The organism is Achromobacter sp. 01N37 (assembly GCF_056399725.1).
Window position 1 is genome coordinate 516,416 of the sequence record NZ_JBFTRX010000005.1, and the last position, 11,140, is coordinate 527,555.

8 protein-coding genes are annotated in these 11,140 nt (G+C 64.0%); 5 read left to right on the plus strand and 3 right to left on the minus strand.

Annotation, left to right across the window (positions count from 1 at the left end; translation table 11 throughout):
• Positions 1 to 14 precede the first annotated feature (14 nt).
• On the minus strand, positions 15 to 3,548 hold the full coding sequence (smc, locus tag AC1DSJ_RS13885; RefSeq protein WP_054424118.1) for a chromosome segregation protein SMC: 3,534 nt from the start codon (positions 3,546 to 3,548) through the stop codon (positions 15 to 17).
• A gap of 264 nt (positions 3,549 to 3,812) precedes the next feature.
• Between smc and lplT the strand changes: the two genes are divergently transcribed.
• Complete coding sequence (gene lplT, locus AC1DSJ_RS13890) at positions 3,813 to 5,126, plus strand: lysophospholipid transporter LplT (protein WP_054424120.1); 1,314 nt, start codon at positions 3,813 to 3,815, stop codon at positions 5,124 to 5,126.
• Positions 5,127 to 5,235: 109 nt separating this feature from the next.
• Here lplT and AC1DSJ_RS13895 read toward each other — a convergent pair whose 3' ends face one another.
• Together AC1DSJ_RS13895 and tsaB are read right to left on the minus strand one after the other, a co-directional pair.
• Positions 5,236 to 6,042, minus strand: a complete 807-nt coding sequence (locus AC1DSJ_RS13895; protein ID WP_441370725.1) for a uracil-DNA glycosylase — start codon at positions 6,040 to 6,042, stop codon at positions 5,236 to 5,238.
• 302 nt (positions 6,043 to 6,344) lie between these two features.
• Entirely contained in the window at positions 6,345 to 7,613 is a 1,269-nt protein-coding gene (gene tsaB / locus AC1DSJ_RS13900; RefSeq protein ID WP_441370629.1) for a tRNA (adenosine(37)-N6)-threonylcarbamoyltransferase complex dimerization subunit type 1 TsaB, read from the minus strand.
• A 131-nt stretch (positions 7,614 to 7,744) separates the two neighbouring features.
• Between tsaB and risA the strand changes: the two genes are divergently transcribed.
• From risA to AC1DSJ_RS13920, 4 genes are all read left to right on the plus strand, one after another.
• The gene (gene risA / locus AC1DSJ_RS13905) at positions 7,745 to 8,479 is read left to right on the plus strand and encodes a response regulator transcription factor RisA (protein WP_003813882.1); all 735 of its coding nucleotides are present in this window, start codon (positions 7,745 to 7,747) and stop codon (positions 8,477 to 8,479) included.
• A gap of 34 nt (positions 8,480 to 8,513) precedes the next feature.
• On the plus strand, positions 8,514 to 9,908 hold the full coding sequence (gene risS, locus AC1DSJ_RS13910) for a sensor histidine kinase RisS (RefSeq protein ID WP_054424126.1): 1,395 nt from the start codon (positions 8,514 to 8,516) through the stop codon (positions 9,906 to 9,908).
• Positions 9,909 to 9,967: 59 nt separating this feature from the next.
• Positions 9,968 to 10,516: a peroxiredoxin gene (locus AC1DSJ_RS13915; protein WP_006217982.1), complete on the plus strand. Its 549-nt coding sequence runs from the start codon at positions 9,968 to 9,970 to the stop codon at positions 10,514 to 10,516.
• A 74-nt stretch (positions 10,517 to 10,590) separates the two neighbouring features.
• Positions 10,591 to 11,109, plus strand: a complete 519-nt coding sequence (locus AC1DSJ_RS13920) for a carboxymuconolactone decarboxylase family protein (protein WP_441370628.1) — start codon at positions 10,591 to 10,593, stop codon at positions 11,107 to 11,109.
• Positions 11,110 to 11,140: the final 31 nt, after the last annotated feature.

The following is an 11,140-nucleotide window of genomic DNA, read 5'->3' on the forward strand; positions in this document are numbered from 1 at the left end:
CTAAATATTGGGGGTTATGCCGCTTCGGAGGCCATCATTTGCACGGCCGAATCTATGTCTACCGCAACGATACGCGAAACCCCTTGCTCTTGCATGGTTACACCAATCAGTTGCTTGGCCATCTGCATGGCGATCTTGTTATGCGAAATGAACAAGAATTGGGTTTGCTCGCTCATGTTGGCGACCAGGTTGGCGTAGCGTTCGGTGTTGGCGTCGTCCAGCGGCGCGTCCACTTCGTCCAGCAAGCAGAACGGCGCCGGATTCAGTTTGAACAGCGCGAACACCAGCGCAGTCGCGGTCAGCGCTTTTTCGCCGCCGGACAAAAGGTGAATCGTGCTGTTGCGCTTGCCGGGTGGCTGGGCCATCACCTGCACGCCCGCGTCGAGAATTTCTTCGCCGGTCATGCTGAGCTTGGCCTCGCCCCCGCCAAAGAGCTTGGGGAAGAGTTCGCCGAAGTGACCGTTCACGACGTTGAACGTCTCTTGCAGCAGCTCGCGGGTTTCGCGGTCGATCTTGCGGATGGCGTCTTCCAGGGTCTCGATGGCGGTCATCAAGTCTTGGTTTTGCGAATCCAGGAAGCCCTTGCGTTCGCGCGACGTGTTCAATTCGTCCAGCGCCGCCAGGTTGACCGAACCCAGCGATTCGATCTGGCGTGAGATACGCCCCACTTCCTGCTGCAACCAGCTGGCGCGGCGCCATTCGTCGGGCTGATTGGCCAAGTATTGAGCCAGCGCTTCGCGGTCGACTTCACGCGCGTTCAGCTGTTCGGTGAACTGCTCTTCGGCCAGCCGGGCCGCCTGTTCCTGCAACTGCAATTCCATGATGCGCGCACGGCGTGGTTCCAGCGTCTGCTCTTGCTGCTGCCGGTCTTCGTCGGCGCCGCGCAGCAAGGCGGCCAGATTTTCCATTTCCTGGCGCGCGCGCGACAACGCTTCCTCGCGCTCGGCGCGCGCTTCCAGCGCATCTTGCAGGCCGGCCTGGGAAGCGGACGCATCCAGTTCAACCAGGTCGCCCATCAGTTGTTCGAGTTCGACCGAGCCGCGCTGGCTCTGGTCGGCGGCCAATTGCTGATTACGCTGCAAGTCGGTGATGCGGACCTGGATGCCGCGCTCGGCAAATTCTGCTTCCTGCGCGGCGCGCTCCAGTTCACGCAGACGCGTGCGGGCGGCTTCGGCCTGGGCGGCCAGCGTTTCGCCGTCGATTTCGGCGTCGGCAAAACGGGATTGATGTTCGGCCAGTTCTTCGTCCAGCGTCTCGAAGCGGGCTTCGGCCTCTTCGCGTGTGGCGCGCAGGTCTTCTTCCTGAACCTTGATTTCTTCCAAGTCCTGGCGCAAGCGCGACGCGCGTTCGCCGGATTGCTCGGCTTGCTGTTGCAGCCGCGAGTGCTCCAGCTGGATGTCGTGCACCCGGCGCGTGACTTCGGCCACGCGCGTGCGCGCCGGGGCGATGGCCTGGGACACTTGCTGCCAGGCGGCTTCGGCACGGGCAACGGCGGCGCGCGCCTGATCGGCGATCAGTTGCTGCGCCTTGATCTCGCGTTGCAGGTTTTCGATTTCCTGCTGGCGCGCCAGCAGGCCGGCTTGTTCGGAATCAGGCGCGTAGAAACGCACGCTGTGCGCGTCGATCAGGTGGCCGGCCTTGACCACGCAGGCGCTGCCGGCGGGCAAGGTTGCGCGCATGGCCAGGGCCTGCGTCACATCGGTGGCGGTGTAAATACCCGCCAGCCAGTCGTTCAGCAACGTGCGCAGGTCAGGGTCGGTGATGCGCAGCAAGCTGGCCAGCGGCGTCAGGCCGGCCGGCGCGGGCGGCGTCGGGGCCGCCACGGGCAATTGGTAGAACGCCAGCCGGGCGGGCGGCGCGTCTTCAGCGAAGGCGCGGGCCCAGTCCAGGTTGCGCACTTCCATCGACGCCATGCGTTCGCGCAGCGCGGATTCCAGGGCGGTTTCCCAGCCCGGCTCAACATGCAGCTTCTGCCACAGGCGCGACAGCCCGGCGAGCTCGTGCTTGGCCAGCCAGGGTTCCAGCGCCCCCTGCTTCTGCACGTCTTCCTGCAACTTCACCAGCGCGGACAGACGGGCTTCCAGACGCGCCAGATTCTGGGCGTCGGTCTGGGCGGCGGCCTGGGCGCGGCTGCGCTCGGCATCCGCTTCCGGCACACGGCCTTCCAGCGTGGCCAGTTCTTCCTGGGCTTCTTCCAACTGGTCTTCGCCGGCCAGGCGGTCGCCGGCCAGTTGCTCCAGGCGGACGGGGTCCGGGGCGTGCAATTCGCGCAGTTCCTGCTGCAAGCGCTCGCGGCGCTGCTCCAGGACCTGCATTTGGCGATCGGCGTCGCGCTGGGTCTGTGCAACCAGCGCCAGGTTCTGTTCGACGCGGGCCAGGGCGGCGCGCATCTCGTCGCGGCCTGACGCGGCTTCGCGCACGCGCTGCTCGACCGAGGGCAAGCCCGCCTGCGCGTCTTCCGCCGTGGCGCGCGCTTCTTCCGTGCGGGCGGCGGCGGCGGCCAGGTCGTCTTCGGCCTGGGCGATCTGTTCGGTGCAGTGCTCGCGCTGGCTGGTCCACTCCGCGATCTGCTGCTGAAGCTGGTCGCGGCGGGACTGCAAGCGGTTGCGCGAATCCACCACATGGCGGATTTCGGCTTCCAGGCGGCTGACCTGGGCGTTGGCTTCGTACAGCGCGCCTTGCGCAGTGTGGACGGCGTCGCTGGCCGCATAGTGAGCCTGGCGCCGGGATTCCAGCGCGGCCTCGCCTGCCCGCAGGCCGGCAATGGCGGATTCGAGCTCGTTTTGGGCCTGGGCCATTTCCTGGGCTTTCTTGGCGCGCTCTTCGCGCGCCCCGGTTTCCTTCAGGAACCACAGGGAATGCTGCTTCTTTTCGCCGTCGGCTTGCAATTCGCGATAGCGCGTGGCCACTTCGGCCTGCGCCTCAAGCTTTTCCAGCTGGCTGTTCAGCTCGCGCAGAATGTCTTCCACGCGGGTCAGGTTTTCGCGCGTGTCGGACAGGCGGTTTTCGGTCTCGCGGCGGCGTTCTTTGTAGCGCGACACCCCAGCCGCTTCTTCCAAAAACACCCGCAGTTCTTCAGGGCGCGCCTCGATCAGGCGGTTGATCATGCCCTGCCCGATGATGGCGTACCCGCGTGCGCCCAGGCCAGTGCCCAGGAAGATGTCGTGGATGTCGCGGCGGCGGACTTGCTGGTTGTTGACGAAGTAGCTGCTGGTGCCGTCGCGGGTCAACACGCGGCGCACGGCGATTTCGGCGTAGGTGCTCCATTGGCCGGCAGCGCGCCCTTCGCTGTTGTCGAACACCATTTCCACCGAGGCCCGCGCCGCAGGCTTGCGGTTGCCGGAGCCGTTGAAAATGACGTCCTGCATGGACTCGCCGCGCAGTTCCGAGGCCTTGGCCTCGCCAAGCACCCAGCGCACGGCGTCAATGATGTTCGATTTCCCGCAGCCATTGGGACCCACCACGCCCACCAATTGGCTGGGCACGGGGATCACGGTGGGATCAACGAAGGACTTGAAGCCGGCGAGTTTTAGCTGAGTGAGACGCACAGTACGATGACGACGGGGTGGGTTGAACGAAAGGCGTTAACGGACCTGCCGCATAGATTGCAAACCGGCCCATCAAGGGCCGGCTCACATATGGGTCGTATGATACCGCAGGCAGTCTGTCCCTAAACGTCAGCAACGGTCAACCTGCGGGCAAACGCGCAATGGTGCCGTTCCAGCCACCGGCTATACTCCCTGACACTTTTTGGCACGACACATAATTTTCACGCGGACTGGCCGGGCTCAGGCCAAAGAACGGGGACATTCTTGAAACGTGGTTTCTATCTGGTCATGGCCGCGCAGGCCTTCTCGTCATTGGCGGACAATGCGCTGTTCATCGCAGCCATCGCCTTGATACAGGAGCTGCACGGCCCTGACTGGCTGGCGCCCATGATGAAATGGTCGTTCGCACTGGCCTACGTGGTCCTGGCGGCCTTTGTTGGCGCCCTGGCCGACTCCTTCCCCAAGGGCCGCGTGATGTTCTCCACCAACGCCCTGAAAGTCGCCGGCTGCCTGCTGATGTTCTCGTACGCCAGCATCGGCGTCGCCCCCGAATATCAAACCTACCTGGTGTGCGCGGCCTACGCGGTCGTCGGCATCGGCGCGGCCGCCTATTCGCCCGCCAAGTACGGCATCGTCACCGAGATGCTGCCCCCGCACATGCTGGTCAAGGGCAATAGCTGGATCGAAGGCCTGACGGTTTTCTCCATCATTCTGGGCACGGTGCTGGGCGGGCTGCTTATTTCGTCGTCGGTGTCCACCGCGCTGCTCAGCCATTCGTTCATCGGCAACCTGGTGCACACGCCCGCCGAAGCGGCCATTCTGGTGATCGCCTTCGTCTACCTGCTGGCGGCCCTGTGCAATCTGATGATTCCGCGCACGCACGTGCGCTATCCGCCGCAGCAAAAGAACCCGGTGCGCCTGATCCGCACGTTCTGGGGCTACGTTCGCGTGCTGTGGAAAGACAAGCTGGGCCAGATATCGCTGGCCGTCACCACGCTCTTCTGGGGCGCGGGCGCCACGCTGCAACTGATCGTGATCGAATGGGGCCGCAGCCACCTGGGCTATCAGCTGGACAAGGCGTCGATGCTGATGGGCGTGGCGGCCTTGGGCACGGTCGTGGGGTCGATCCTGGCGGGCCGGATTCCGCTGCGCCGCGCCCTGGCCGTGCTGCCGGTGGGCGCCGCCATGGGGCTGGTCGTACTGCTGATGCCCTTGGTGTACTCGCCGTGGAGCGTCTACCTGCTGCTGCTGCTCACCGGCGGTCTGGCGGGCTTCTTCGTGGTGCCCATGAACGCGCTGCTGCAGCATCGCGGCCACGTGCTGCTGTCGGCGGGCCATTCGATTGCCGTCCAGAACTTCAACGAACAGTTGAACATCCTGCTGATGGTGGCGATGTACACGCTACTGCTCTGGCTGCAACTGCCCATCAACATCATCATCGTGATCTTCGGCACCGTTGTCGCCGTGCTGATGGTGGTGTTCATGCGCTGGAGCAAGCGCAACTTGGAGGCCAACCCCGACCTGCACGACCAGATCGGCCAGGAAGGCCACGGCCGAGCGCTCGATTCATCACACTAAGCGCTTGATCTGCCAATAAAAAACCGGGCTCAGGGCCCGGTTTTTTATTGGCAGCTTTTTGGCGGTTCATGGGCGCCCACAGCGCCGCCCATGACGGCCGCGACGGCGGTCAGACCATGCGCGAGGCCAGCTTCAGGTCTTGCCAGGCCCGCGCCTTCTCGGACGGGCTGCGCAGCAGATACGCGGGGTGGTAGCTGACGATGACCGGGATTTCCCCGCCCTCGTCCGTCTTCAACGCGTGCACGCGGCCGCGCAGGCTGCCGATTGTGGCGTCCGTGCCCAGCAGCGTCTGCGCGGCGAACCGCCCCAGCACCAGGATGCGTTCAGGCTTGAGCAGCGCAATCTGCCGCATCAGGTACGGGCTGCATGAGGCGATTTCCTCGGGCTTGGGATTGCGGTTGCCCGGCGGACGGCATTTGATGACGTTGGTGATGAAAACGTCCGTATCGCGGCTCATCCCAACAGCAGCCAGCATCGCGTCCAGCAATTGACCGGAACGGCCCACGAACGGATGCCCCTGACGGTCTTCTTGCTCGCCAGGCGCTTCGCCCACGACCAGCCAACGGGTAGGGGTCGCCCCATGACCAAACACCGCGTGGCGGCGCCCCTGGCACAGCCCACAGGCCGTGCAGGCCACCACCTGCTCACGCAGTTCGTCCAGATTGGCGTTCTTGACCGCTTCGGCAACCGGAATACGCGGCGCTTCGACGGCTTCTTCTTCGGCCGTCTTGGGCACGGGACGCGGCGGCGGCCCAGTGCGGTTCAGGATGGACGCGGGAATACCCGGCCGCCCATTGGCGCGTTCGCTGGTTCGTTCGCTGGTTCGTTCGGCGGGACGGACAGCGGGGGGGTGTGCCTGGGCCGCCTGGGCCACGATGGGCTCGGCTGCAACGCTATGGGAGGGCACAGCCTCCATTTCCGGCGCTGCGGAAGCGGGGGCAAAACCGGGGGTGGAACCGGACGTGGAACCGTGCGTAGAAGTGGGAATAGAACCCGGAGTAGAACCGGGAGCCGAACCGGGAGTAGAACCCGGCGTAAAACCCGGCGTGGAACCCAGCCCTGTAGCCGGCAAAACCGGTTTGGAAACAAGCGCTTGCGGCGTACCGGCAGGCCGCGGCGCGGCTGGCGCCGGGCGCAGCCACAGGCGTTCCATGCCGATCTCGCGCAGCCAGATGCGCTGCAGGGGATTGACGCGGGGCGCTGCGGCGTTCGGCAACGTCATGCCGCCACCTCTGTCACGGCGGCGAACCGCTTCTGCATCACCAACGCGTCTTCACGCGTGCCCTTCTCCGCCGGGTAATAGCCCCGGCGCACGCCAATCTGCAAATAGCCGTGCCGCTTGTAGAAGGCGACGGCCGATGTATTCGACGGCCGCACTTCCAGCAGCACGCCCTCAAGACCACGCTCACGCGCCAGCTGCTCGCACCAGTCAAGCAGCACGCCGCCCAAGCCCTGGCGATGCAGCTCCTTGGCAACCGCGATCACCAACAGATGCGCGACGTCCGGGGCAAACATCAGGATGCAGAACCCCGCGACCTTGCCTTCGCGGCGCAGCACCCACGCCCCATAGCCGGTGGCCAGCGCATCCGCGAAATTGCCGCGTGTCCAGGGAAAGGCCTGCACATGAGCTTCCAGCGCCACGACCTCGTCCAGGTCCGACTCGGTGAGCACTTGCGGCACCAGATTCAAGCCCGGCGCCAGCGACGGCTGGGCCTTCGGATTGCCCCCTTCTCCACGCATGCGTTCGGCGGTGGTGAAGGCGACTTTGTCTCGCACGTAGAGCGGCGCGGCCTGCTCCGGCGGCAGGGCTTCGCCTCGCAGCCAACCTTGGCGCGCCAGACGGGCCACGCTTGCGGCTTCGGGGCGCAGCACATCCGAGGCGCGCCGCCACAAATCGGGAAATTCCATCTCGGCAGCGTAGGCGTCCCAGGCGTCTCCCGCCAGCACCGGCTGCAATGGCCGGCCGGTTTGCGCCGACCAGTTCGCCAGGTGATGCGCGGTCCAGGGCACGACTTCTGCTGCGGCAATCAGCAAGGGCGGCTGCAAGACCTCCCAGGCGGGCTCGCCTTCGGTGGCGGCCGTTTGCCGATAAACGGCCAGATAGACCTCGTTCATGCGGGCGTCCAACGCCACGACAATCGCCTCATCGGGGCTGGCCTCGGCCACCTGCGCGGCCACTGCCTGATGCGACACCACGGGCAAAACGGGTATACCTAAACCTAGCCCCATGCCCTGGGCAACGCCGCAGGCCACGCGCAGGCCCGTAAAGCCGCCCGGCCCCTGGCCAAACGCCACGGCATGCAGGGCGGCCGGAGCCAATCCAGACTCCGCCAACAACTCATTTGCCATCGGCAAGAGGCGTTCCGCATGCTCCTGAGACCCCTCGTGTTCGCGGGTACTGACCACCAGACGGCCATCGACCGCCCGCAAAAGGGCCACCCCACAACGGGACGAAGACGTTTCCAAAGCCAGCAGGTTTAGTTCCATAGATGCAGATTGTACGAAATACGGCGGCTCTGCCCCCGGTTGTAAGGGGGATTTCAACCATGGTTCGCAATGTGTAATATCTTGTGAACGCCCACTAGCCGCTGGTTCTTGTCACTGTTACATTTCCGGCCATGAATACGCAAAACACCACCCCCACCCGAAAAATCCTCGTCGTCGACGATGATCCGCGCTTGCGCGATTTGCTGCGCCGGTATTTGTCCGAGCAGGGATTCAACGTTTTCGTTGCCGAAGACGCCAAAGAGATGGGCAAACTCTGGCAACGCGAGCATTTTGATCTGCTTGTGCTGGATCTGATGCTGCCCGGCGAAGATGGCTTGTCCATCTGCCGCCGGCTGCGCGGTGGCCACGACAATACCCCCATCATCATGCTCACGGCCAAGGCGGAAGAAATCGACCGCATCGTGGGCCTGGAGATGGGCGCGGACGATTACCTGTCCAAACCCTTCAACCCCCGGGAACTGCTGGCACGGATCAACGCGATCCTGCGCCGCCGCGGTACCGAGGAACATCCCGGCGCTCCCAGCCAGGAAAACGAGTCCATCGCCTTCGGCCCGTACGTGCTGAACTTGTCCACCCGCACGCTCACGCGCAACGGTGAACAAGTGCCGATCACGACCGGTGAATTCTCGGTGCTCAAGGTATTTGCGCGCCATCCGAAGATTCCCCTGTCCCGCGACAAGCTCATGGAGCTGGCGCGTGGCCGCGAATACGAAGCTTTCGATCGCAGCCTCGACGTTCAGATCTCGCGCCTGCGCAAATTGATCGAACCCAATCCGTCCAAGCCCGTGTTCATCCAGACCGTTTGGGGTCTCGGATACGTGTTTGTGCCGGACGGTGGTAGCTGATCGGCTCGCCCGCCCCGGGCAGGAGCGCAGCCTCGTGCCCCGCTTGCGCAGAACCTTCAGGAACTTGACTTCACGTTTGCGGCTCGGCTTGTTCGGCCGCACGTTCCTGTTGCTCGCCGCGCTGATGCTGGTGAGCCTGGGGGCGTGGCTACAAGTCTTCTTCAGCATGGAGCTGGGGCCGCGCGCCAATCAAATGGCGCAGCGGGTGATCACGGCCGTCAATATCACACGCACGGCGCTGATCTACTCGCATAACGGCGAACGCAGCAAGCTCCTGCTGGACCTGGCCACCAACGAAGGCATCCAGGTCTACCCGCGCGAAGTCACCGACTTTGCCGAAGCCCTCCCCGACGACGACTACTGGCAACGCGTTGCCCAGCACATCCGCACGCGCTTCGGCCCGGAAACGCAGATTGCCTGGGGCGTGAATCAGGTGCCTGGGTTCTGGGTCAGCTTCCAGATTGAAAAAGATCTGTATTGGCTGGTGTTCGAGCGCGAGCAGATCGGGTTGACGGGCGGGATCGAATGGCTGGGATGGGGCGCGACCGCGTTGCTGCTTTCCCTTGTCGGTGCGGCGGTCAGCGTGGGCTTCGTGAACCGGCCCTTGTCGCGGCTGGCGCGAGCGGCGCAAGTGCTTTCGCGCGGCGAAACGCCGGCGGCGCTGCCCGAACAAGGCCCGCTTGAAATCCGCGACCTGAACGCCTCCTTCAACCGGATGGCCAAAGATCTGCGGCAAGCCGAGGCCGACCGGGAGCTCATGCTGGCGGGGATCTCACACGACTTGCGAACTCCGCTTGCACGGATGCGGCTGGAAATCGAACTCAGCGGCGTGTCGGAAGACGCACGCCAGGCCATCGACGAAGACCTTGGCCAGATCGACCACAGCATCGGGCAACTGATGGAGTACGCGCGCCCGGCGGGCACGTTGCCGCAGTTGGCAACCGATATTTCCGCCGTTCTGGCCGAGCTCTACGAACGCGAACGCAGCCACACGGCGTCGCTGGGCGGCGAGCTCGACGCGTCTCTGGAACCGGGCCTGCGCGCGCGCATCACGGCGTTGGACTTGAAGCGCGTGGTCAGCAACCTGATCGAGAACGCCCGCCGTTATGGCCGTTCCAGCGATGGCATGGCGCATTTGGTCATGACACTGCAAGCTGAAGGCGCGATGATCGTGATCGAGGTTTCCGACCGCGGCCCCGGCATCGCCCCCGAAGACGTGGATCGCCTGCTGCGGCCCTTCTCGCGTGGCGAGGCGGCTCGCACTGGCGTCAGCGGCGCGGGCCTGGGTCTGGCCATCGTGGAACGCCTGCTCAAGCACGTGGGCGGCGCGCTGCGGATGCTGCCTCGGGAAGGCGGCGGACTGACCGCGCGGATAGAGTTACCCAAAGCCAAGTTTAGGAATTATCAATTAGACAACGATAATCCATAGCGTAGAATTTATGGTTTAAGGCACTGCCTTATCTCCACCAACAACTACTGGGAGTAAACATGAAAACTGTTGGCGACAAACTCGAGCCTTTCAAGGTCACCGGCGTAAAGCCCGGCTTCAACCAGCACGAAGAAAATGGCGTGTCGGCGTTTGAAGACATCACCGAAAGCTCGTTCCCCGGCAAGTGGAAGGTGATCTACTTCTACCCGAAAGACTTCACGTTTGTGTGCCCGACCGAAATCGTCGGCTTCAACAAGCTGGCCAAGGATTTCGAAGACCGCGACGCTGTCCTGCTGGGCGGCTCCACCGACAACGAATTCGTCAAGCTGGCATGGCGCCGTGAGCACCCGGACCTGAACAAGCTGGGTCACTACCAATTCGGCGACACCACCGGTGCCCTGATCGACCAACTGGGCGTCCGTGAAAAGGGTGCTGGCGTTGCGCTGCGCGCCACGTTCATCGTTGATCCGGACAACACGATCCAGCACGTTTCGGTGAACAACCTGAACGTCGGCCGTAACCCGGAAGAAGTTCTGCGTCTGCTCGACGGTCTGCAAACCGATGAGCTGTGCCCGTGCAACCGTACGGTTGGCGGCGCTACGCTGTAATTTCCAGCCCGGCCAAGGGTCTGCTTGCAGGCCCGGCGCTGGGCTTTAATTGCTCTAGATTATAGGTAAAAACTATGGAATTTCTTACGACCATTAAGGAACAGCTACCGGATTGGGCCAAGGACATCCGCCTGAATCTGGACGCCGTCATTGCCCGTTCGACGCTTGCGCCTGAAGACGCCGTCGGCGCCGCCCTGTCCGCCGCTTACGCCGCGCGCAGCCCGGTGCTGGTTGAAGCCTTCAAGAGTGGCCTGTCGGAAGACGACGCGAATGCCGCGCTGACCGCCTCGGCGCTGATGGGCATGAACAACACCTGGTATCCCTACGTCGAAATGACGGGCGACGCCAACCTGAAAAGCCTGCCGGCCCAGCTGCGCATGAACGCCTACGCCACGCATGGCGGCGTAGAGAAAAAGCGCTTCGAACTGTTTGCGCTGGTGGCGTCCATCATCGGCAAGTGCCATTTCTGCGTGGCCTCGCACTATGAAAACCTGAAGAACGACGGCCTGTCGACCGAACAGCTGCGCGACGCCGGCCGTATCGCCGCCGTGGTCAACGCCGCCGCGCTGGCGCTGGCTGCCCAAGGCAAGTAAGCCGCCCAAGCTGCCTGCGAATAAAAAACCC

Coding starts and splice junctions, on each gene's coding strand:
- AC1DSJ_RS13920 (WP_441370628.1), top strand. CDS start 10,591: ATGGAATTTCTTACGACCATTAAGGAACAGCTACCGGATTGGGCCAAG.
- AC1DSJ_RS13915 (WP_006217982.1), top strand. CDS start 9,968: ATGAAAACTGTTGGCGACAAACTCGAGCCTTTCAAGGTCACCGGCGTA.
- AC1DSJ_RS13895 (WP_441370725.1), bottom strand. CDS start 6,042: ATGGAGGCTGTGCCCTCCCATAGCGTTGCAGCCGAGCCCATCGTGGCC.
- risA (WP_003813882.1), top strand. CDS start 7,745: ATGAATACGCAAAACACCACCCCCACCCGAAAAATCCTCGTCGTCGAC.
- tsaB (WP_441370629.1), bottom strand. CDS start 7,613: ATGGAACTAAACCTGCTGGCTTTGGAAACGTCTTCGTCCCGTTGTGGG.